Below are 21,959 nucleotides of genomic sequence, written 5' to 3' on the forward strand. Positions count from 1 at the left end.
CCGTCCGCGTCAGGAGGGCAGGCCCACCAGGACATACGAGGCCCACAGGTCGGGCTCGGCGGGGCCGTAGAGGTCGCGCAGCTCCAGTACGGCCTCCCGCACCGCCTGTGCCGGATCCATGCCGGAGCGCAGCCTGGTGTGGACGTCGCGCATCAGGGCCCTGGTGACCTCGCCGGAGACCGGCCAGAGCGGGAGGAGCACGGACCTGGCGCCCGCGTGCAGGAACGCGTAGGCGAGGGCGGCCGCGTCGTGACCATCGCCCGGCGTGGGGCCGCGTTCGTGGGAGCCGAGGACGACGAGCCGGGCGTTCACGGCCATGCTCATCAGCCGGCGGCCGGTCAGGAGGCCGTCGGCGAGCCCGATGCCCGAGCCGAACGGGTCGTCCGGGTCGAACACGCCCGGACACGACAGCTGCACCACGTCCCAGGTGCCGGGGAGCCGGGCCGCGGTGGCGGCCGGGCCGGTATGGGGCGGGACACCCAGCAGGGCGCCGGCGTCCCGCGCCGCCGCTTCCAGCACACCCCGAACCTCGGGCCCCGCCTCGCCTTCGGGCACGGCCCGCGCCTGTGACTCGCTCCCGGGCACGACCCGGGGCTCTGGCTCGCTCCCGGGCACGACCCGGGACTCTGGCACGCTTCCGGGCGCGGCCCGAGGCTCTGGCACGACGGTGCTTCCCCATGCGGGGCCGGTCCCGGGTTCGGGTGTGGCCTGGCGTTCGGGGTTCGGGGTATACCCGAGCACCAGTGACCGGGTGCCCGTCGCGGGGCCCCGCCGGGTGAGGCGGGTCAGGGTGGCGACGGAGGGGGCGTAGGTCACGGGGGCGCGGTCGAGGAGGGAGCGGCCGTTCGGGGCCAGCGCGTGGAGCGGGACCCGGTGCAGCTCGGCGTGCGGGACCAGGTAGAGATGGTCCAGGTCGTCGCCGAGCGCGTCGAGGGCGTCCGACAGCAGGAGATCGGCCAGGCGCCGCCAGACGGCCGCGCGGTGGCGGCGCGCCTCGATGTCCAGCAGCCCGGGGCGGCGGCCGACCGTGGTGGCGGTGAAGTCGGCCAGCAGGTCGTGGCCGACGGTGGTGGGGATGGCGCGCGGCTCCGACCAGCCGGTGCGGTGGGCGAGCACCGTCACGCTCTCCTCACCGACGTGGAAGCCGACCACGGCGATCCTGCTGCCGGGCCGGCCTTCGGGGGTGACGAGGGCGTCAAGGTGGAGCTGGTCGAGCGGCGGGTGCCGGTGCAGGGCGACGTAGTCGGGGGCGAGGGGTTCCATGCGGCGCCACAGCTCCTCCACCTCGGCCTCGGCGGTGCGGGCGCGTCGGAGGAGCGTCGCCGCCTCGGCCGGGTCCCGGGTGTTCCGGGCGGCTGACCTGAGCGTCTGCATGGTGTCGAGTCCGCGCCGCTCCGCCGCCACGAGCTCGGCGGGCACGCCGTCGGGCAGGGGCCAGCGCCGATGGCTGAGGTCAGCGGCGGTGGGCCGGTCCTCGATCGTCCAGGGCCAGGGCTCGTCGCCCGGACGCGCCGGCTCGGCCCAGCGCTCGCCGCCCCTCCCTTCCGACCTGAACCCGCGGTCACCTCCATCCCCAACGGTCCCGGACCAGCGGTCATCCCTATCCCCCGCCGTCCCGGACCAGCGGTCACCCCCATCCCCCACCGTCCCGGACCAGCGGGCATCGCCACCCCTCTCTGGGCCCGGCCAGTGGTGGTGGCCGAGGTGGGTGGTCAGGGTGTGGGACTTGGCGTGCTCCACGTGCCGCCAGGCGGCCAGGCCGCGGCCCAGGCGTACCGCGAGGCGGATCGCGCGGTCGCGGCCGGAAGTGTGGCCCAGGGCGCAGGCCCGTTCGGCGTCGGCGAGCGCGCTCGGCAGGTCGCCCAGTTCCTCGGCGGCGACGGAGCGGTTGTGCAGGGCGATCCCCAGCTCCAGCTCGTGCCCAAGTTCCTCCAGCAGCCCGATCGCCTCCGACAGGTGCCGGTGGGCCCGAGCGTACGAGGTGGTGGTCACGTACAGCGTGCCGAGCCGGCCGAGGGCGAGCGCCTCCCCCGGCCGATATCCGATCTCCTGGGCCAGGGCCGCGGCCTCCGCCAGGTCGACCTCGGCGCGGGAGGAGTCCTCGAGGCGGGCGAGCAGGATGAGCGCCAGGACCACGCCGCGGGTCCGGCCGCGGGCGTGTTCGATGTCCAGGGCCCTTTCGGCGAAGATCCTGGCCTGATCCGTCGAGTTCCGCAGCGCGCACACCAGGCTCAGGTCGGCGTAGCTGTCGGCGAGGTGCGTCCGGGAGCCCGCCTCCTCCACGATCGCGATGGACTGCCGGTAAAGGGCCTCGGCCTCCGCCAGCTCGCCCAGCTTGAGGTGGAGTGCGCCCCGCCCGGCCAGCAGCGGGGCCCGCAGCGCGCGCCAGACCTGCGAGGACAGCACTTCGAGCCCCTCGTCGAAGGCGTGTGCGGCCTCTGCCCAGCGGGCCTGGTCGGCGCGGACGCGACCGAGCAGGTCGAGCGCCTGGACGAGGTCCGCGGGGAGCGCGGCGTCGGAGTCGCGGGCCAGGGCGACCGCCTCGGTGAGGTGGTCGGCTGCCTCGTCCAGGCGGCCCAGGTCACGGGCCGCCGCGCCGAGGTTGCGCAGGTGGTCGATCACGAGGGCATCGCGCAGCTCGTGGCCTCGGGCGGCGTACGCGTGGGCGGCCTCCGGGTCCCCCAGTGCCCGGCAGAACGAGGAGAGCTTGACCAGCAGGAACGAGTGGTAGTCGGAGGTGGGCGGGCGGCCGTTGACGGGGTTCGCGGCGAGCGTCTGCTCGGCGAGGGCGCGGGCGGTCTCCAGGTCGCCGGCGGCCTCCGCCTCCTCGATGCGGAGCCAGGTCTCCAGCCGCTCTGCGCGGTCGCCGTCCGCCGCTCTGATCGCCTGGTTCAGGGTCGCGTGGCCGCGGGTCGCCTCGCCGAGCGTGAGCTGGATGCGGGCCAGCCGCGACAGCAACTCCGCGTCCAGGCCCCCGCCCATGACCGCGATGAGCTCAAACGCTCCGGCAGCCTGCGCCGAGTCGCCGAGCCCCGCCGCCGAGCCGGCGCGCCCGCCGCGGTCATCCGGCTGTCCCGAGCCCGTGGGGTTCGCCGACTCGCCGGGCGACGCCGAGCCGCCGGGCGACGCCGAGCCGCCGGGCGACGCTGGGTCGGGGGACGTCGCCGGGTGGAGGGGCGCAGGCCGGTCGAAGGGCGCGCGCGGGTCGAGGGATGCCGGCGGGCCCAGGGTTGCAGGCCGGTCCAAAGACGCCCGCCGGTCAAGAGGCGCGGGGCGGTCAGGAGGCGTGGGTGGTGGGGTGAGGGTGGAGAGGCCGGCTTCGAGGGCGGCTCGGGCACGGCGGAACTCGCCGCGTTCCTCCAGCGCGAAGCCGAGCTTGATCGAGGTGAGCGCCGCCAGCCGGGGCTGCCCACCGGCGCGGAACCCCGCCACCGCCAGCTCCAGCGCCTCCACCTGCGCGTCCAGGTCCCCGGTACGGGCCGCCAGCGCGGCCAGCCGGTCGCGGACGACGGCCTCCTTGAGCGGGTCCCCGGCGGACAGCCCCAGGGCAGAGCTCAGCCGTTCCGCCGCCTCGTCCCACGAGCCGAGCCGCAGGTCCACCGCCACCCGCCCCAGCACGGCCACGAGGACGGCCCCCACGTCACCCTCGGCGGCGGCCAGCTCCAGCGCCCGCTCCAGGTCGGCCAGCGCGTCGTCGTAGCGGTCGAGGGCGGTCAGGCAGGAGGCCCGCATGGTCAGCGCGGACGCCTCCTTGACCGGGACACGCAGCCTGGCGAACGCCTCCGCCGCCGCCCCGAACTCCTCCAGCGCCCGCCCCGGCTCCCCCTCCGCGTACGAGAGCGCGCCCAGGTTGTAGCGCGCCGAGGCGGCCCCGTCGTAGTGGCCGAGCGACTCGTACTCGCGCTCGGCCAGCCCGAAGGCCGTCCTGGCGCCGTCGGCGTCGCCACGGGCCCGGCGGCGGCCCGCGATGCGGTACCACTCGTCGGCGGGCTCGCGCCGTTCCCCCCGGCGCCGCACGATCTCCACCAGCCGGGTCTCGCAGGCGGCGGCCTGCCCGGGATGGCCGCGCTCCACCAGCAGGACGGCGTGCGCGTCGAGCGCCCGGCACGCGTCCTCCCACGCCCCGGCCGCCTCCAGCTCGATGGCGCAGGCGGCCATGCGTTCCGCGGCCGCGGTGAGGTCGTCCTGGTCGACGGCCGCCCGGGCGGCGTGGACGAGCGCCATGGCGGCCGGCACCGTCTCGCCCAGCTCCCGATAGAGCTCACGGGCCTGTACCGCGCAGGCCACGGCGCCGTCCGGGTCGCCGGCCGCCAGGAACGCCTCCGCCGCGTGCCCCTGCTGGGCCGCCTCCTCCGCCGCCAGCCCGGCGCTCTCGCACAGGGCGATGGCGCGGTGGTGGTGTTCGAGGGCGCGGACCGGGTCGCCGGCCGCGAGCAGGACGACGCCCATGCTGCCGAGCTGGAGCGCCTCGGCCCGGACCTCGCCCAGCGAGCCGTAGCCGGCCGCCGACCGCGCGAACGACTCCAGCGCCGCCCCCAGCTCGCCCAGCTCCTGGTACGCGCGCCCCTGCTCGGCCAGCGCGTACGCCATCCGAGCCGGCGCCCCGGAGCCGAACGCCTCCGCCGCGCGCCCCAGCACGGCGCAGGCCACCCGCCGCCGCCCGAGCGAGGCCAGCCGCAGCCCGGTCTCCAGCAGGAATTCGCCGGGCGATTCGGCCTGCCGCTCGGCGTAACGCAGCAGCTCGACCGTGACCTCGTCGTCCCGCGCGGCCAGCGCCAGCTCGGTCGCGGCCCCGGCGAGCCGCTCGTCCGGCGGCGGCGTCCCGTCGAGGGCCGCGCCGAGCTGCGACAGCAGCTCGGGGTCCCCTTCCCGGGCGAGTTCGAGCACCTCCCCCAGGTCCCCGGGGTCGCCCTGCGTCGAGAAGCGCGCCAGCAGCGCCCCGCACAGCACCCGCTGCGCGGGCGCCGGGTCCTGGGCGGACTTCACGGCCAGCTCCAGACCCTGGCGCGCGGACGCCACCGCCTCGTTCAGGTCCTCCACCCGTCCCGAGTGCGCGGCCCGCCAGCGCAGCACCTCCGAGACGAGCCCGTACGCCTCCGCCCGCGGCGACAGCCGCTCACCGGCCGCCAGGGCCTCCCGTAACGCGGCGATCGCCTCGTCGGCGCGCCCGTCGTCGAGGTCCAGCTTGAGCGCCTGGCCGAGCAGCATCAGGACCCTGGCCCTGGCCGGGTCCCGCTCCCCGTGGGCCGCGAGCGCGGCACGCGCGGCCGCGATCGGCTCGGCGGGGTCGCCGCCGGTCACGACGGCCCGCCTGAGCAGCGCGTTCGCCAGGTTGGCGAGCAGCCTGGCGCGGTCGGGGTGCCCGCGCGGCGCCTGGCCGGCCGCCTCGCGCATGACCTCGACGGCGGTCTCCAGGTCGCCGGAGTCGCCGGTGACGCCGTACCGATTCCAGCGGCGGTCTCCCAGCAGCCCGAGCCGCACGACGGGGTCGGTGCCGAGCCCGCGCGCCGTCTCGCCGGGCGTCATGTGCAGGGCCTCCAGCATCTCCGTCCCGGCCTCGAGCGAGCGCTCGTCCCCCGTGACGACGAACCACTCGACCAGCCCGGCCGCGTACGGCGCCAGCACGCCGGGATGGGCCCACTTCTCGTGCCAGAAGTCCAGCGCGCACTGCCCGACCCTGATGAACGCCAGCAGGTCGCGGTCGGCGTACGACCCGGCCGCACGCGTCCAGGTGAGCTCGACCAGCGCCAGCAGCGCTTGCGACCGTTCCTGGCCGGCCGGCGGCGCCTGCGCGGCCGTCACGTACGCCGTGGCCAGCTCCTCGTCGCCGAACGCCGCCAGCCCGAGCGCCGTGCCCAGCTCGTCCACGTGCGCCGGCTCGGCCAGCGCCGCCCTGAACAGCACGTGTACGGCGTCGTCGACGACCTCCAGCTCCCCCGTCGCCCCGAACAGCCGCAGCAGCCCCTCCCCCAGCAGCGCCAGCGCGCCGGGCGCCCAGGCGGGCCCGGGCGAGCGCGCCGACTGCCGCAGCAGCAGCTCGCCGAGCCGGTCGGCCACCTCCGGCGTGGGCCGCGCCATGGCCCGCCGCACGAGGGCGTGGATCAGCAGCCCCACGTGCGGGTACGCCTCCGGGTCCACGTGCTGGAACACCTCTTCGACGAGCCCCGCCCACGTGCCGGCCGAGTCGCCGGGGGGCACGTTCGAGCCGCGCAGCCGCTCCGGGAGCCGCGCCGGATCGACCACGGCCACGGCGGCGAAGTACGTGCCCGCCACCGCCGCGTCCTGCGCGAACCGCTGGTCCAGCCGGTAGCGGGCCAGGTGGAGCATGCCGATCAGGCGCCAGGTGACCGCGTCGGTCCGGTCGCCGGCGCACGCCCGCATCGCCTGCTCGGCCTCGACCAGCGCCGCGGGATCCCAGATCAGGTCGGGATCCGCGGCCTGCTCGAACCGCTCGATGCGGGCGGCCAGCGCCCGAGCCGGTTCGGTCATGGGCACAGGCTCTCACCGGCGTGCGCGCCCGTACAGAACCGTGCCGTTGACCTCCACATCGCCCCGTACGGTATCGCTCTTTACGGTGTCAGCTCGACAAAGGACACGCCCGGCATGGGCAGCTCGAATTCGAGGGTGACCGTGCTCCCGGCGGCCGTGGCCGCGGGGGTCAGCTCGTCCAGCGTGTTGGCGGCGCGGAGCTTGTCCCACTGCTCGTCCGCCGGCCAGTCGCCGCCGCCCATCGCCTCCCAGGCCGCCTGCACGTTGGAGTGGTCGCGGTCGATGCGGTGGTGGGTGACCGTGTACTCCCCGTCGGCGAGCCCGTCGACGGTCAGGGACACCGTACGGGTGAGCTCGGGGGCGCCGTCGGCCTGGGCGTGGTTGAGGGTGCCGTTCCAGACCAGCACGCCGACCCTGCCGTCCGCGTGCCGGGCCGCCCACGCCTCGACGCCCGCCACGTCGCCGTCGAGGGTGGCGGCCAGCTCCGCGTCGCCCAGCCGGGAGGCCAGCGTGAGCGCGTGGAAGCGGGGCTTGCGCAGGTTGCCGACCGTCAGCAGGCCGAACCCGCCGTGGAACAGCCGCGGCGGCCGGCCCAGCTCCTCGAAGTGGTCGGAGGCCACCCAGTGCGACAGCGCGGCGATCCGGCCGGCCGCCGACTTCATGCCGTGCAGCAGGAACGCCGCCCCGAACGGCCCGTCGCCGATGCCGTGGAAGTGGGTGGGCGTGGGCCCCCATTCGGTCCACCAGACGGGGACGTCCACGCCGTACCTGGCCAGGACGGGACGCCAGTCGAGCGGCGCGTTGCCGTAGGTGTGGGTGGACAGGAAGTCGAGCGCCGCGCCCGACTCCTCGACGTGGGCGAGCAGCTCCTCCACCCAGCCGTCGGCCGCCGAGGCGGGACCGCCGACGCGCAGGTCCGGGTGGACGTTCTTCACGGCGGCGGCGCTGACGTCGTAGAGCAGGAAGTACTCCTCGGGCGTGCCGGTCCAGAAGACGGCCAGGTTCGGCTCGTTCCAGACCTCGAAGGCCCAGTGGTCGATCAGCTCGTGGATCCCGTACCGCTCGGCCAGGTGCTCGACGAGCGCCCTGACCAGATCGCTCCACGCCTCGAAGTCCTTCGGCGGCGAGACGATCGCGTCGTAGCCGAAGACGGTCCTGGAGGGGTCGGAGGCCAGGTCGCGCGGCATGTAGCCGAGCTCCACGATCGGCCGCAGCCCCAGCGCCACGACCTTGTCGTAGACCTCGTCCACGCGGCTGAAGTCGTAGACCGCCCGGCCGTCGACCTCGCGGTACACGCCCAGGTCGTCGCAGAGGATGGCGTGCGCCCTGACCGTCTGGACGCCGAGCTCGTCGCGCATGACGCGCAGCGCCTCGGCCAGCTCCTCGCCGATGGGCCGGCCGCCGCTCTCGTCGGTGCTCAGCAGGTGCGACAGGTGCTCCGACCCCACCATGTACGCCCACGGGCGCGGCAGCTCGCGGGTCACCTGTCCCGCGTCCACGCGGATCGACAGCCCGGCCGGCCCTTCGAGCGGGGCTGCCTGCACGGGCTCGGAGAACGGCCCGGCGTGGTCCGCGGCGGCGACGGCGGCCACCTGGTAGGACGCCGCCCCGTGACCGGTGTCCACGAACCGGCAGGACGGGACGGCCGGCACGTCCACGTCCGGCGGCGTGGCCGGCGCCCCGTCCCGGTGCACCACGTAGCCGATGGCCCCGGGCACGGCGTCCCAGGTCAGCGTCACCTGGCCCGCTCCCGGGACCGCCGACAGGCCCGTCGGAGCAGCCGGCTCGGGCCGGGAGGCCGGGGTGATCGCGCCGGACTCCTGGCCGATGCGCTCCTGCCAGTCGCGGTGGGCAGCCATGTTCATGAAGTGACGTTCCATTCCTCGATTTCCATGACCGGGCGTAGCTTGGCCTCCACGCCCGAGCCCGCGAAGTAGCGGTGCAGGTCGCCGCCGGTGAGCACGTTGCCCAGGGCGGCCATCACCATGCCCTGGTCGAGTGCCAGGTACCACTTGGACACGGCCCCCGAGCGGACCGCGACGGCGTCGTAGAAGCCGCCGGGGCCGTAGGCGTCGAAGTTCCGGCGGAGCTTGTCCAGGTTGTCGATGGCCGCGTCCTTCGCGTACGGCAGCGCCAGGAAGCTGGCGTGCGGCGTCACGACGCCGTCGCCGTAGGACGCGGGCTCCGGCTTGGCCGGGCGGCAGCCCTCGTAGCCGGGATCCGTGCTGGTGCGCTCGCGGTCTGAGGTGTAGCCGGGCTCGTCCATGCCGAGCGCGTCCACGCCGTACTCGCGGTAGCCGCCGTGCGGGTCGTTGGACGGCGAGAAGCCCCAGTAGCCGTACTTGGCCTCGTTCAGGCCGTGCTCGATCTGGGCGCGGACGAACACCGGGTGGTTGCGGCCCCAGCTCTTGGGCGCCCATTTCGCCTCGGGGACCACGAGGTCCGGCATGAGGGCCTCGAACATGGAGCCGCCCCAGTTGGGAACGTAGCGCATGCCGCGGTAGGCGTACGTGCCCTCCCAGACGTTCACGCCCAGGTACTTCTTCCACGAGCCGACCGGCTTCTGCTCCTGCCAGCCGAAGTCGCAGCCGTTGTCGGGGAAGGTGCGGTACGGGCCGAAGTAGCTCTCGCGCGGGAGCTGGCCGAGCGCGATGCCCACGTACTGGCCGATGCGGGTCTCGGCGGGCGCGCCGTAGTGGTGGCAGGTCGAGTAGACGGTCGTGCCGGTGCCGGCGTAGTCGCTCTCGACGTAGCAGCCGTCGGGCGGCTCGGGCCAGAAGCCCCCACGGATCAGCCCGGTGCCCGCGTCGGGGCGGGCGGCGGGGTCGTAGTAGGAGGCGAAGTTCATGGAGGTCAGCAGACGGTTGGCGCGGGCGGCGTACTGCGGGGTCGCGTTGCGGACCATCATGAGGGCCGCGGCCAGCCAGCCGTTGTCCACGCTGGAGGCGAACAGGCGCACGGGATCGCCGGTCTCCGGCCAGGTGCGGATCAGCTGGAGGGTGCCGGGATCGTACCAGTTGTAGAACTGGCCAGTGGGCGTGTTCCGCTCCAGTCTCTCCAGCGCCCGCATCACCCTGCCGATCCTGGCGGCCGCGTCCCCGCCGCTGATCAGGCGCAGGTCGCGGGCGGCGAGGGTGCTCCACAGGTACGTGCCGATGTTGGTGGGCGAGGTGACCTTCGCCCTGGTCGCGAGGTCGCCGGTCACCTTGTCGGCGGGCAGGCCGGTGGCCGGCTCCACCATGGCGGCCATCGACCGCCAGGTGTCCTTGGCGTAGCGGAGCAGGGTGGCGTTCGCGGAGGCGTCGGCGGGGGCGGCCGGCGCGATCAGGGCCAGCGTCAACACGCCGGACAGAACTGTCTTGCGCATGGGGGGCTCCTCTACTTGAGGCCGGTGGTGGCGATGCCCTGGATGAAGAAGCGCTGCAGGAAGACGAACAGGAACAGGATCGGCGCGATCACCACGACCGACCCGGCGACCAGCAGGTTGTAGTGGGTGGCCTCGTGCCCGTTCAGGATGTTGAGCGCGACCGGGAGGGTGTACATGTCCTCGCTCTGCGCGACCACGGCCGGCCACAGGAAGTTGTTCCACGAGCCGAGGAACGTGATCAGCCCCAGCGTGGCCAGCGGCGGCCCGCACAGCGGCAGGATGATCGTGAAGAAGATCCGGAACTCTCCCGCGCCGTCCACCCTGGCCGCGTGGATCAGCTCGTCCGGCAGGTCGGCGATGAACTGCCGCATCATGAAGACGCCGAGCGGCGTCACCACGGTGGGCAGGATGATCCCGAGGAACGTGTTGACCATGCCGAGCTTCGCGATCAGCACGAACTGCGGCACCATGAGCACGATGGCCGGGATGGCGAGCTGCACCAGCACCAGGCCGAAGGCGAGGTTCTTGCCGCGGAAGGACAGCTTGGCGAAGGCGTACCCGACCATGGAGCAGAACAGCAGGTTGGTGGCGACCAGCACGAGCGCGATGAGCATGCTGTTGGCGAAGGCGTTGCCGATGTTCACCCGCTGGAACAGCTCGGCGAAGTTGTCCAGCGTGAACGTCTCCGGCCAGAACGTCGGCGGGTCGCGCCTGATCTCCCGCTCCGGCTTGACCGAGCTGAGCGCCGTCCACAGGAACGGCCCGGCGACCAGCGCCAGCCCCAGGCTCAGCCCCAGGTAGACGACCGCGCGCTGGCGGCGGGTCCGGCTCATCTGCGCCTCCCGAGCCTCAGCTGCAGTACGGCCAGCGCCACGATCACCACGAACAGCACGGAGGAGGCGGCCCCCGCGTAGCCGTAGTTGCCCACCCCGAACTGGTTGAAGATGGCCAGCGAGGCCGACAGCGTGGAGTCGAGCGGGCCTCCCCTGGTCATGACCAGCGGCTCCTCCAGGAACTGCATGAAGCCGACCGAGCTGTAGACGGTGCAGAACAGCAGCACGGGCCGGAGCGAGGGCACGGTGACCGCGCGGAAGCGGGCCCAGCGCCCGGCGCCGTCCACCTCGGCGGCCTCGTACAGCTCCTTCGGGATGCTCTGCAGCGCGGCCAGCAGCACGACCATGTTGAAGCCGAAGCTGCGCCAGGCCGTCATCACGATGATCGACGGCAGGGCCGTGGACGTGCTCTGCAGCCAGTTGGGGCCCTGGACGCCCACCAGCTCCAGCAGCCGGTTGACCAGCCCGGCCTCCGGCTCCAGCAGGAACTTCCAGGCCACGGCGATGCCGATGATGCTGGTGATGTTCGGCAGGTAGTAGCCGAGCCGGAAGAACGCGGCCGGCAGCCGGGCGATCCCCGAGTTGAGCAGCACGGCCGCGGCCAGCCCGAGCCCGATGGTCAGCGGCAGCGCGGTGAGCACGAAGACCACGGTGTTGAGCGCCGCCTTGCGCATGGCGCCGTCGTTCATGAGCCGCAGGTAGTTGTCGACCCCGACCACGTTCACGGCGAGGGGGTCGCTCACGTCGGTGCTGCGCATGTCGGTGAAGCTCATGCCGATGCCGACCAGCAGCGGGCCCAGGTAGAAGACGCCGAACAGCACCACGAACGGCAGGATGAAGATCCACCCGATGCCGGCCTGGCGTAACGTGCCCCTGAGCCTGATCGGCGCCACCCGGCCGGCGGGGACGGCCACGCTCATGGGCCCTCCCGCGTCGGCCCGCCCCACCCGCTCACAGGCCGGTGCCGATCGTGTCGGCCTGCGACTGGATCGCCTTGAGCGTCTGCTCGGGCGTCTGGGCGCCCCGGGCCAGCTTCTCCAGCTCGGTCTCCAGCACCCTGGCCACCTGCTCCCACGTCGGGAACGGCGGCGGCGTCTTGGCGTCCTTGAGCTGCTCGCCGAAGACCGCGAGCTGCTTGTCGGCGGTCAGCTCCGGCTCCTGCCAGGCCTTGATGACCGCCGGCAGCGCCTTCACCGTCGTGTACCACTTGGCCTGGACCTTCGGCTCGCTCAGCCACTGGATGAACTTCCAGGCCGCGTCGCGGTTCTTGGCCTTCTTGAACACCACCATGTCGGAGCCGCCGAGGAAGCTGGTCGCCGAGACCGGCCCCTTGGGGTAGGGCGCGACGTCGAACTTGTCCTTGAAGCCGGGGCCGCCGTCGTTGTTCAGCACGCCGACCATCCACGGGCCGGAGAAGAAGCCGCCGACCTCGCCCTTGATGAAGCTCTGCGGGAAGGCGCCCTCCGGGGTGTTGTTGGGGGCGAGCTTCTGGGTGAACAGCGACGCGTACTGCTTGAGCGCCGTGAGCGCCTCGGGGGTGTCGAACGTGTATTTCCCGTCCTTGACGATCTCGCCGCCGGCCTGCCAGATGAGCGGCAGCACCTCCTGCCAGGAGGCGCCCTGCGTGTAGCTCTGGTTGAAGCCGTTCTTCGCCTCGCCCTTCTCCTTGAGCGCCCTGGCGAACGCGGTGAACTCCTCCCACGTCCTCGGCGGCTCGACGCCGGCCTTCTTCGCCTGGTCGGTGCGGTAGTAGAGGACGCGGGTCTCGACGTACCAGGGCACCCCGTACGCCGTGCCGTTGACGTCGACCGTCTGCCAGGCGCCGGGGAAGAACACGGACTTGTCGACCAGGTTGCCGGGGGTCGGCTCCAGCGCGCCGGTCTTGGCCAGCTCGCCGGACCAGGTGGAGCCGACCATGCTCACGTCGGGCGTGGCGCTGCCCGCGATGGCCGCGGTGATCTTGTCGTGCGCCACGTCCCAGCCGATCGCCGTGACGTTGACCTTCACGCCCGGGTTGGCGGCCTCGAAGTCCTTGACGAACCCGCCGAGCGCCTTGCCCTCCTCGCCCATCGCCCAGACCGTGACCTCCCCCGTGATCTTGCCGGTCGTGACGTTCTGTGCCTGCTCAGGAGTTCTGTCTGCGGTGCGGCCGCAGCCGGTGGCCAGGATCGCGAGGGCCAGCACGCCTCCCGCGGCGCGCCGGGTGGTGGTGTTCACGGACTACCTCCTGGGGGTTGGTCACCGCGGCCGGAACGGATCTCCGGCTCTGCGGTCAGGATTCGGTGACGTCTCGGGGTGGTGGCCGCAGCTGGAGCGGATCACCAGCTCGGTGGGCAGGCTCTGGTGGCGGGGCAGGTGGCGGGCGCCGGTGATCAGCTCGTCGAGCGCGCGGGCGGCGCGGGCGCCGAGCTCGCGCATGGGCTGGCGTACGGTGGTCAGCGCCGGGCGGGCGTGGCGGGCGGCCATGATGTCGTCCCAGCCGGTCACGGCCAGGTCGCCGGGCACGCTCAGGCCCAGCTCCTCGGCGGCCAGCAGCGCGCCCAGCGCCACCTCGTCGTCGGAGCAGATGATCGCCTCGGGCCTGCGCCTGCCTTTGAGCAGGCCTCTGGCGGCCTCGAAGCCGCACTCGACCGTGTAGTGGCGGGTGTCCACGGCCTCGATCGCGCCGCCGAGCACCGCCCGCACGCCCTGCCAGCGCTCGTCCACGTCGTCCTGGCTGGCCATGGGGGCGCCGAGGAAGGCGAAGCGCTCGTAGCCGTGCCCGGCCAGGTGCTCGGCCAGCGCTCCGGCCGAGGCCCGGTTCTCGCTGCGCAGCGTGTCGGCGCCGGTCAGCGGGTCGCGCGAGATGAACACCAGCCGCATGCGGAGCAGCACCAGCTCGGCCACCAGCGGCTCGGGGACGGTGTGACCGAAGATCAGCATGCCGTCCACCCGCCCGGCGAGGTCCTTGACCAGGTCGTTGACCCGGCTGCGCCCCTTGGTGGACAGGATGACGACCGAGCGCCCCAGCTCGGAGGCGACCTCCTCGTAGCCGAGCAGGACCTCCGTGTAGTAGGGGCCCGCGAGGTCGGGGAAGACGATGCCGTTGGCGGCGTGGCGGCCCTCGGCCAGGCTCACCCCGAGGTGGCTGGGCGTGAAGTTGAGCTCCTCGACCGCCTTGAGCACCTTCTCGCGCGTCCTGGCCGCGACCGGGCCGGTGCCGCGCAGCGCCCGGGACACGGTCGCGATCGACACGCCGGCCCGCTGGGCCACCTCGTAGATGGTCACGTCCATCGAGCGTCTCCCTGTCATGTAAGCGCTTTCACTTCTTGGACTGTAAGCGCTTACACACATGCATCCTGCCAGGGTTGTTAACTTCTCGTACAGACCCCGGCGAGTAACGGTGAGGTCACGCCGTTGGGGGGTAGTCGGGGATCATGCTCTACGGCAAGGAACACGTACAGCGTTATCAGGAGACCGACGGCGAGGAGGGACACGACTGGAACAACACGACAGTCCTCCTCCTCACCACGAAGGGCCGCAAGTCCGGACGGTCCTACACGACACCACTCATCTACCAGAAGCACGGCGACGACCACGTGGTCGTCGCGTCCAAGGGCGGGGATCCCGACCACCCCGAGTGGTACAAGAACATCCTGGCCAACCCCGAGGTGGAGGCGCAGGTCAAGGGCGACAAGTTCACGGCCCGGGCCCGTACGGCCTCGAAGGAGGAGAAGCCGGAGCTCTGGGCGCTGATGGCCCGCACCTGGCCGGACTACGACGAATACCAGAAGAAGACCGACCGCGAGATCCCGGTCGTCGTGCTCGAACGCGTCAAATGACGGGCGCCCCGCCGCACCCGGCCGGGGCGCGACGGGGCTTCCATCACGTCATCTGAGCTGGTAGGCCCTGATGACGGTCTCGGTGAAGCCGTTGCCGCCGGTGTCGGCGGCGTTGACGCGCAGCGAGGCGAACCCGCCGCGCGCGCCGACCGGGTGCCACGTCTGCGCGGCCCACGTGCCCTTGCCCGCCGGGTGCACCAGCGTGGGCAGCCAGGTGCGGCCGTCGTCGTAGGAGATCTCCACCGTGAGCTTGCGCAGCGGCAGGTCGGGCGAGCCGTCCTGGCGCTGGACGCTCAGCGGGATGCTCATGTGGCCCACCGCCGCCCGGTTGCGGTCGTCCAGCTCGGGGGCGATCTTGACGGTCAGCAGCGGCAGCACCTGGCGCCTGCCCGGCTCGGCCGACTTCGACCTGAACCGCCACTCGGCGCTGACCCTGGTGGAGACCCTGGTCTGTTTGGCCTCGCGGTCGGCGGTCATGGCCAGCCGGTATTCGCTCGCCTTCGCCTCGGCGGGCACGTCGACCGAGCCCGGCAGGTAGTCGGCGGCGTAGATCTGCTTGCCGTCGCGGTAGAGCCTGGCCTGCGGGGCGGTGTAGTCACCGTAGGAGACCCGGTCCGGCGTGCTGTCCTCGAACAGCCCGGCCGAGAACTGCATCGCGTTCTCCTGGCGCCAGTTGTAGTCGCCGTCGGGGTTGAGCGCGGCCGCGAAGACGCCGGCGTTCCAGCGGTCGGTGGTCTTCTGGCCAGCCCGGTAGGAGGTGGTGTCGCCGAAGAAGAACTGGTCGACGTCGTCCCAGCCGTCCGGCGGCGTCTGGTACTGGATGAAGGACGGGTACCAGCCGGTGTCGGCGGGCGTGTAGTACTCGGTCCTGCGGAACGGCAGCGAGAAGCGCGACACCTGGCCGTAGGGCATCCAGGCCAGCTCCTTCCCGTACAGCACCGGCAGGGCGAAGCGCTCGCCGAACTTGGCGTCCTGCTGCGTGGCGTACGTGGAGGTGACCTCGGCGAGGTCGCGGCGGCGCGGCTGGTAGCCGGGGTCGGCGGGGATGCGCGGCTCGGCCTTCATCAGGTGGTAGAAGTACGGGCTGTCGTCGTAGCTGCCGTCGGCCTTCGGCCTGGCCCACTGCGTCCACCGGTAGAAGGCGAAGTTCTTGCTCACGGTGCGGGCCGTCGGGATGGCCTTGATGCCCTCGACGCGCTCCGCGCCCCACATGCCGGCCAGGTCGACGTCCACGCCCATGGCCTGCACGCCCTCGGCGAGCTGGAGCATGCCGAGCATGCCGACGGCCAGCCGCGCGGTGGGCTCCTCCGTACGGACGGTCACCGGGCGCGCCTTGCGGGCCTCGGCGGCGACGGTGCGGTCGGCGTCGAGCGTGAACTCCGGGTCGGCGGCCATCACCATGGTGCCGTCGCTGTCCATCATGAGGCTGACGACGGTGTAGCGGTGGCCCTTCTGCAGCCTGAGGTCCAGCGTGCCGCCGGCGATGTCGTAGTTGCGCTGCTCCTTGGCCTCGAGGTCGATCACTCCGGCGAACGCGGCCTGCGCGGGCCGCCCGTCGGTGCCGGTGAAGGTCAGCTTGAGCGTGCGCTTCTCCGGCTCGACCCGCATGCCGATGCCGGTGCGGACGGTGACGCCGGCGTTCCTGGCGATGACCGTGCCGCTGAACGTGCCGGTCGGACCGGGCTGGGCGGTCACCTTGACCTGGGCGGTGCCGTGCGCGGGCACCTCCACGGCCGGGGCGCCGAGCTTGAACGGCGTCACCGTCGCGCCCTCGCCGTCCTTGGCGATCACGCTGAGGTCCAGCCGGACGGCGGCGTCGCCGTCGTTGCGGTAGGTGAGCGTCTGCTCCCTGGGCGCGGGGCCGGGCAGCTCGATCTCGCCCAGGTCCAGGGTGGCGGGCTCGGCCGTGACCTGCTGGGTGACGGCGCGGGCGACGTCCACCCGGCCGGAGCCCTGGACGTAGGCGCCCAGCTCGTCGCCGGGCGCGGTGGAGGCCATGAGCGCCGCCTTGATCCGCTCGGCCTTCCAGTCGGGGTGCTGCCCGGCGATGATCGCGGCGGCCCCGGCCACGTGCGGGGTGGCCATGGAGGTGCCGCTCAGCGAGGTGTACGAGTCGTCGACCGGGGAGCCCAGGCCCGTGCCCGCGGCCCGCGCGGCGACGATCTCCACGCCCGGCGCGATCAGGTCGGGCTTGACCGCGGCGTCGCCCACGCGCGGGCCCGTGCTGCTGAACTGGGCGACCGTGTCGTCGTCGCGGTAGGAGGCGCCGACGGAGAGCGCGCGGTCCGCGGTGCTCGGGGAGCTCACCGTCTGGGGGCCGGCGTTGCCGGAGGCGATGACGAACAGCGTGCCGTACTTCTCCGACAGGCTGTTGACGGCCTGCTCCACCGGGTCCACGCCGACGGAGTCGGGCTCGCCGAGGCTGAGGTTGGCGACGCGGGCGCCGTTCTCGGCCGCCCAGGTCATGGCCTCGATGATGGCCGAGTCGGGACAGTCGCCGCTCTGCACGCAGACCTTGCCGATCAGCAGCTTGGCGCCGGGGGCGACGCCCTTGTACCTGCCGCCCGAGGCGGCGCCGGAGCCGGCGACGGTGGCGGCGACGTGGGTGCCGTGGCCGTTGAGGTCGCGGACGTCGGGCTCGTCGGTGAAGTTCTGGGCCTTGGTGACCAGGCCCTGGAGGTCGGGGTGAGCGGCGTCGTACCCGGTGTCGAGGACCGCGACGGGCACGTCCTTGCCGGTGTGGCCGGCCGCCCAGGCCTGGGGCGCGCCGATGTGCGGGACGCTGACGTCGAGGGAGAGCCTGGCCTTGCCGTCCAGCCAGATCTTCTCGGGCGCGGCCGCGGCCGTCCTGGCCTGCCCGGTCAGGGCCTTCCACAGCGTGCCCGCGCCGGTGCGGGGCTCTCGCTGCGCGACGCCGTTGATCGCGGGCAGCGTCCGCCCGCCCGCGGCGCGCAGCGTGGCGGCGGCGGTCTGGTCCGGGTACGTCGTGATCAGCGGGAGCGCCGGGCTGGCGGCGTCGTCGTAGCCGAGCGCGGCGAGCCGGGTGACGTTGAACAGCCGGGGGTCGAGCCGGCCGGCGGCCAGCAGGGGCATCGCGTCCGTGGGGACGATGCTGAGCCCGTCCTTGCCCCGGCGGTGCACGAACGTGACCTTCTCCCTGCCGGGGCCGGGCTTGACGTCGAGCTGGGTCTGCCGGTCGGGCAGCTCGCGGAGGGTGACCTTGTCGCCGGTGATGAGGGTGATCGTCTTGGGCGGTCCGGACGGCTTTTCCGGCTGGGCCGAGCCCGGGGTCGCCTTGGCGGAGGGGGCGGGAGTGGGGGCCGCCTGGGCCGGCGCGGCGGCGGCGATCAGGGCCGTTACCACGACGCCCAGAAGGGCGGTTCTCTGAAGCACATCCCGATTTCTAATTGTCAGTGAAATTTGGTGACAAGGTGGTTGATGTGGCCTATTGCGGCAACTGCCGGAATTGGCCAAGATCGTGGGCATGCTTGAGGAGGGCCGGGCGCTGGAGGTCGTGGGCATCAGCGCCTTCGACGAGCGGGTCTACCGCGGGGTGCTGACCAGCCCCGGCATCACCGTGCAGGAGCTCGTCAGGCGCAGCGGCGAGAGCGCGGGACGCATCCAGTCGTCCCTGAGCCGGCTGCGCGCCAAGGGACTGGTCAGCCGCCTGTGGGGCCGCTCGCCCCGCTGGACGGCCACGAACCCGGGGGCCGCGATCCGCTCGCTCGTGCGCGGCATGCAGGGCGAGCTCGACCGGCTCACCGACACCGCCGACGAGCTGGAGGCCACCTTCCGCACCGTCGGCCAGGGCGCGGAAGAGGGCGGCCAGCTGGAGGTCCTGGCCGGGCCCGAGGAGCAGGCCCGGTGGTACGTACGGTTGCAGCAGGAGGCCAAGGAGGAGGTGCTGACCTTCGACCGGCCGCCGTACGTGCTGGACTACCACAACCCGCTCCAGACCGGCCTGCTCCGCAGCGGCGTCCGCTACCGGACCATCTACGTGCCGGAGGCCTTCGACCACGCGGGGGCGCTCGACGAGGTGGGCAGCCTGATCAAGGCCGGAGAGGAGGCGCGGGTCCTGCCGGAGCTGCCGTTCAAGATGGCGATCGTCGATCGGTGGCGGGCGGTGATGCCGCTGCAGATGGATCCGCCGTTGACGCGGGGCGTGCTGATCACGGGGTCGACCATGGTGATGGCGTTGGTGGAGCTGTTCGAGCGGATGTGGCGGGAGGCGCTGCCGGTACGGCCGGAGCTGTGGCGGGAGCTCGGTGATCCGTCGTCTCCGGAGCCGGAGACGACGGATCCCGGACCACCGGCGCCGGACCTCGACCCCGAGACTGGCCCGCTCAGCCCTGCGGCCGGGTCACCCGGCACCACGGCCGGCGCCCTCAGCCCTCCGGCTGGCGCCCTCAACCCTCCGGCCAGGTCGCCCGGCTCTCCGGCTGACGCCCTCAACCCTGCGGCCGGTGCCCTCAACCCTCCGGCCACTGCCCTCAGCCCTCCGGCTAATGCCCTCGGCCTGGAGGACCGCAGGCTCCTGGCGTTGCTCGCGGCCGGGCTCAAGGACGACGCCATCGCCCGCCAGCTCGGCACCAGCCCCCGCACCCTCCGCCGCCGGCTGCGTCACCTCCTGGACGAGCTCAACGCCGAGACCCGCTTCCAAGCCGGCGCCCAGGCCAGCCGCCGCGGCCTGGTGTGAGTGCCCGCTCGCACGTGGGCCTCAGGGCCGCAGGGTCGCGTACAGGTCCATGGTGCGGTGGGCGATGCGTTCCCAGGAGAAGTGCTCGACGGCCCTGGCCCGCCCCGCCACCCCGAGCGCCCTGGCCCGCGCCGGGTCCCGCAGCAGCGCGTTGACGCGCTCGGCGAGGTCGGCGGCGAAGCGGTCGGGGTCGTACGGCGTGCCGTCGGGCCCCTGGGAGATCGGGACGAGCAGGCCCGTCTCCCCGTCGGCCACCACCTCGGGGATGCCGCCGGTGGCCGTCGCCACCACGGCGGTCTCGCAGGCCATCGCCTCCAGGTTCACGATCCCCATGGGCTCGTACACCGACGGGCACACGAACACCGTCGCGTGCGTCAGCAGCTGGATGACCTCGGGCTTGGGCAGCATCTCCTGGATCCAGAACACCCCGTCCCGGTCGAGGCCGCGCACCAGCTCGGTGACCTCCGCCGCGATCTCCGGCGTGTCCGGCGCGCCCGCGCACAGCACGAGCTGGGCGTCCCGGTCGAAGGACCGCGCCGCGCGCAGGAGGTGGACCAGGCCCTTCTGCCGGGTGATGCGGCCCACGAAGACGACGTACGGGCGGCGCGGGTCCACCCCGTGCTTCTCCAGCACGTCGAGGTCGTGGTCGGGGGCGTACTCGGCGGTGTCGATGCCGTTGTGGATGACGCTGACCCGCTCCGGCGGGATCTCGGGGTAGGCCGACAGTACGTCGCGGCGCATCCCCTCCGACACCGCGATGACCGCGTCCGCGCTCGCCAGGGCGGTGCGCTCGGCCCACGACGAGATCGTGTAGCCGCCGCCGAGCTGCTCGGCCTTCCACGGCCGCAGCGGTTCGAGGCTGTGCGTGGTGATCACGTGCGGGATGCCGTGCAGCATCTTCGCGACATGCCCGGCGAAGTTCGCGTACCAAGTGTGCGAGTGGACGACGTCCGCGCCCTCGCACGCGGCGGCCATCTCCAGGTCCACGCCGAGCACCTGCAGCGCGGCGTTGGCGGCCGCCAGCCCCTGGGGCACCCGGTAGGCCGAGACGCCGGGCTCGGTGCGGTCGGCTCCGAAGCAGCGCACGCGTACGTCGGCCAGCTTCCGCAGCTCCCTGGCCAGGTATTCCATGTGCACCCCGGCCCCGCCGTACACCTCGGGCGGGTACTCCCGGCTGAGCAGATCAACACGCATGAGACGACCTTATGGCGGGCCCCGCCCGGCGGGCCACCACAAGCAGCGAGTTTCGCGCTCGGGCTCAACCTGAGCGGCTCGGCGAGCTCCCGACGTGCATTGCACAACAAATCTGGACACGAAGGGAGGTCTCCATGCCGGGATTCGTCGATAGATCGGCCATTTGAGGGTAGCGTCCTGGGCATGAGGTCCCGGAGGGTGCTTGCGGTCGTGCTGGCAGGTGGAGAGGGCAAGAGGCTCATGCCGCTCACGGCGGATCGGGCGAAACCGGCGGTGCCGTTCGGGGGGATATACAGGCTCGTCGATTTCGTCCTGTCCAACCTGGCGAACGGCGGCTTCCTGAAGATCGTCGTACTGACCCAGTACAAGAACCACAGTCTTGACCGGCACGTCTCGCGAACCTGGCGGCTGTCGGCGATGCTCGGCAACTACGTGACGCCCGTGCCCGCGCAGCAGCGACTCGGCCCGCGGTGGTTCTCGGGGTCCGCGGACGCGCTCTTCCAGAACCTGAACCTGATCTATGACGAGATGCCCGAGCACGTGATCGTGTTCGGGGCCGACCACATCTACCGGATGGATCCGCGGCAGATGGTCGAGCAGCACGAGGACTCGGGCGCCGACGTCACGGTGGCGGCGATCAGGCAGCCGCTGTCGCTGGCCGACCAGTTCGGCGTGATCGAGACCGATCCGCAGGGGCGCAGGATCGTGGCGTTCAGGGAGAAGCCGAAGGACGCGGTGGGGCTGGCGGACTCCCCCGACGAGGTGTACGCGTCGATGGGCAACTACGTGTTCAAGACCCAGTCGATGATCGACGCGCTGCGGGAGGACGCGCTCGACCCGACCAGCAAGCACGACCTGGGCGGCAACATCATCCCGATGCTCGTCAAGTCGGGCGGGGCCGACGTCTACGACTTCAAGAACAACATCGTCCCGGGCTCCAACGAGCGCGACCGCGGCTACTGGCGCGACGTGGGGACGCTCGACGCGTACTACGAGGCCCACATGGACCTCATCTCGGCGCATCCCGTCTTCAACCTCTACAACGACAAGTGGCCGATCTTCACCGGCCACGATCCGCTGCCCCCGGCCAAGTTCGTGCACAACGACGGGGACCGGGTCGGGCGGGCCATCGACTCGCTGGTGTCGCCCGGCGTGATCGTCTCCGGCGGCACGGCGATCCGGTCGATCCTGTCACCCAAGGTCGTGCTCCACTCGCACTCGCTGGTGGAGGACTCCGTACTGATGGAGAACGTCAAGGTCGGGCGGGGGGCGGTCATCCGCAAGGCGATCATCGACAAGAACGTCGTGATCCCCGACGGCGCCAGGATCGGTTTCGACCTCGAGTACGACCGCACCCGGTTCGCCCTGACCCGGGGAGGGGTTGTGGTGATCGGCAAGAACGAGATCGTAGACCGCTGACCCAGCGACCGGAGCCCAAGCCCAGCCACGCATCCGAGCCGGCTCCACACGCCCAAAGCCAGCCCACGCGCGCTGAGGGGCCTCGCACGCCAAGAGCCAGCCCACGCGCCCCGAGCCGGCTCCACGCACCCAGAGCCAGC

Annotated in this window: 12 protein-coding genes; 3 read left to right on the forward strand and 9 right to left on the reverse strand. The window is 72.6% G+C overall.

Annotation, left to right across the window (positions count from 1 at the left end; translation table 11 throughout):
* Positions 1–9: 9 nt before the first annotated feature.
* The 7 genes from HD596_RS54470 to HD596_RS54500 form a co-directional block, all read right to left on the reverse strand.
* A complete protein-coding gene (locus HD596_RS54470) occupies positions 10–6,489 on the reverse strand; it encodes a CHAT domain-containing protein (RefSeq protein ID WP_185077255.1) in 6,480 nt (2,159 codons plus the stop codon).
* An 80-nt stretch (positions 6,490–6,569) separates the two neighbouring features.
* On the reverse strand, positions 6,570–8,354 hold the full coding sequence (locus HD596_RS54475; RefSeq protein ID WP_221520044.1) for a GH39 family glycosyl hydrolase: 1,785 nt from the start codon (positions 8,352–8,354) through the stop codon (positions 6,570–6,572).
* The gene (locus HD596_RS54480) at positions 8,351–9,856 is read right to left on the reverse strand and encodes a glucoamylase family protein (RefSeq protein ID WP_185077257.1); all 1,506 of its coding nucleotides are present in this window, start codon (positions 9,854–9,856) and stop codon (positions 8,351–8,353) included. The genes HD596_RS54475 and HD596_RS54480 overlap by 4 nt, the downstream gene beginning before the upstream one ends.
* Before the next feature lie 11 nt (positions 9,857–9,867).
* The gene (locus tag HD596_RS54485; protein ID WP_185077258.1) at positions 9,868–10,689 is read right to left on the reverse strand and encodes a carbohydrate ABC transporter permease; all 822 of its coding nucleotides are present in this window, start codon (positions 10,687–10,689) and stop codon (positions 9,868–9,870) included.
* Entirely contained in the window at positions 10,686–11,609 is a 924-nt protein-coding gene (locus HD596_RS54490) for a carbohydrate ABC transporter permease (protein WP_185077259.1), read from the reverse strand. The genes HD596_RS54485 and HD596_RS54490 overlap by 4 nt, the downstream gene beginning before the upstream one ends.
* A gap of 31 nt (positions 11,610–11,640) precedes the next feature.
* Positions 11,641–12,906 (reverse strand): sugar ABC transporter substrate-binding protein, encoded by a 1,266-nt coding sequence (locus tag HD596_RS54495; protein ID WP_185077260.1) that lies wholly within the window; start codon positions 12,904–12,906, stop codon positions 11,641–11,643.
* A 21-nt stretch (positions 12,907–12,927) separates the two neighbouring features.
* The gene (locus tag HD596_RS54500) at positions 12,928–13,962 is read right to left on the reverse strand and encodes a LacI family DNA-binding transcriptional regulator (protein ID WP_185077261.1); all 1,035 of its coding nucleotides are present in this window, start codon (positions 13,960–13,962) and stop codon (positions 12,928–12,930) included.
* A 143-nt stretch (positions 13,963–14,105) separates the two neighbouring features.
* On the opposite strand from HD596_RS54500, the gene HD596_RS54505 reads away from it, so the two are divergent.
* Positions 14,106–14,510 (forward strand): nitroreductase family deazaflavin-dependent oxidoreductase, encoded by a 405-nt coding sequence (locus HD596_RS54505; protein ID WP_185077262.1) that lies wholly within the window; start codon positions 14,106–14,108, stop codon positions 14,508–14,510.
* Between the two features lie 48 nt (positions 14,511–14,558).
* Here HD596_RS54505 and HD596_RS54510 read toward each other — a convergent pair whose 3' ends face one another.
* A complete protein-coding gene (locus HD596_RS54510) occupies positions 14,559–17,903 on the reverse strand; it encodes a S8 family serine peptidase (RefSeq protein WP_185077263.1) in 3,345 nt (1,114 codons plus the stop codon).
* 91 nt (positions 17,904–17,994) lie between these two features.
* Between HD596_RS54510 and HD596_RS54515 the strand changes: the two genes are divergently transcribed.
* Positions 17,995–19,206: a TrmB family transcriptional regulator gene (locus tag HD596_RS54515; protein WP_185077264.1), complete on the forward strand. Its 1,212-nt coding sequence runs from the start codon at positions 17,995–17,997 to the stop codon at positions 19,204–19,206.
* Positions 19,207–19,227: 21 nt separating this feature from the next.
* Here the strand turns inward: HD596_RS54515 and glgA are convergent, their stop codons facing one another.
* Positions 19,228–20,400 (reverse strand): glycogen synthase, encoded by a 1,173-nt coding sequence (gene glgA, locus HD596_RS54520; RefSeq protein WP_185077265.1) that lies wholly within the window; start codon positions 20,398–20,400, stop codon positions 19,228–19,230.
* 183 nt (positions 20,401–20,583) lie between these two features.
* On the opposite strand from glgA, the gene glgC reads away from it, so the two are divergent.
* Positions 20,584–21,819 (forward strand): glucose-1-phosphate adenylyltransferase, encoded by a 1,236-nt coding sequence (gene glgC, locus HD596_RS54525; RefSeq protein ID WP_185077266.1) that lies wholly within the window; start codon positions 20,584–20,586, stop codon positions 21,817–21,819.
* Positions 21,820–21,959: the final 140 nt, after the last annotated feature.

The organism is Nonomuraea jabiensis, assembly GCF_014204795.1.
Taxonomy (GTDB): Bacteria; Actinomycetota; Actinomycetes; order Streptosporangiales; family Streptosporangiaceae; genus Nonomuraea; species Nonomuraea jabiensis.

Excerpts from the sequence above, each read along its gene's own strand:
- HD596_RS54470 (WP_185077255.1), bottom strand. The coding sequence starts at position 6,489 with ATGACCGAACCGGCTCGGGCGCTGGCCGCCCGCATCGAGCGGTTCGAG.
- HD596_RS54475 (WP_221520044.1), bottom strand. The coding sequence starts at position 8,354 with ATGAACATGGCTGCCCACCGCGACTGGCAGGAGCGCATCGGCCAGGAG.
- HD596_RS54480 (WP_185077257.1), bottom strand. The coding sequence starts at position 9,856 with ATGCGCAAGACAGTTCTGTCCGGCGTGTTGACGCTGGCCCTGATCGCG.
- HD596_RS54485 (WP_185077258.1), bottom strand. The coding sequence starts at position 10,689 with ATGAGCCGGACCCGCCGCCAGCGCGCGGTCGTCTACCTGGGGCTGAGC.
- HD596_RS54490 (WP_185077259.1), bottom strand. The coding sequence starts at position 11,609 with ATGAGCGTGGCCGTCCCCGCCGGCCGGGTGGCGCCGATCAGGCTCAGG.
- HD596_RS54500 (WP_185077261.1), bottom strand. The coding sequence starts at position 13,962 with ATGGACGTGACCATCTACGAGGTGGCCCAGCGGGCCGGCGTGTCGATC.
- HD596_RS54505 (WP_185077262.1), top strand. The coding sequence starts at position 14,106 with ATGCTCTACGGCAAGGAACACGTACAGCGTTATCAGGAGACCGACGGC.
- HD596_RS54515 (WP_185077264.1), top strand. The coding sequence starts at position 17,995 with ATGCTTGAGGAGGGCCGGGCGCTGGAGGTCGTGGGCATCAGCGCCTTC.
- glgA (WP_185077265.1), bottom strand. The coding sequence starts at position 20,400 with ATGCGTGTTGATCTGCTCAGCCGGGAGTACCCGCCCGAGGTGTACGGC.
- glgC (WP_185077266.1), top strand. The coding sequence starts at position 20,584 with ATGAGGTCCCGGAGGGTGCTTGCGGTCGTGCTGGCAGGTGGAGAGGGC.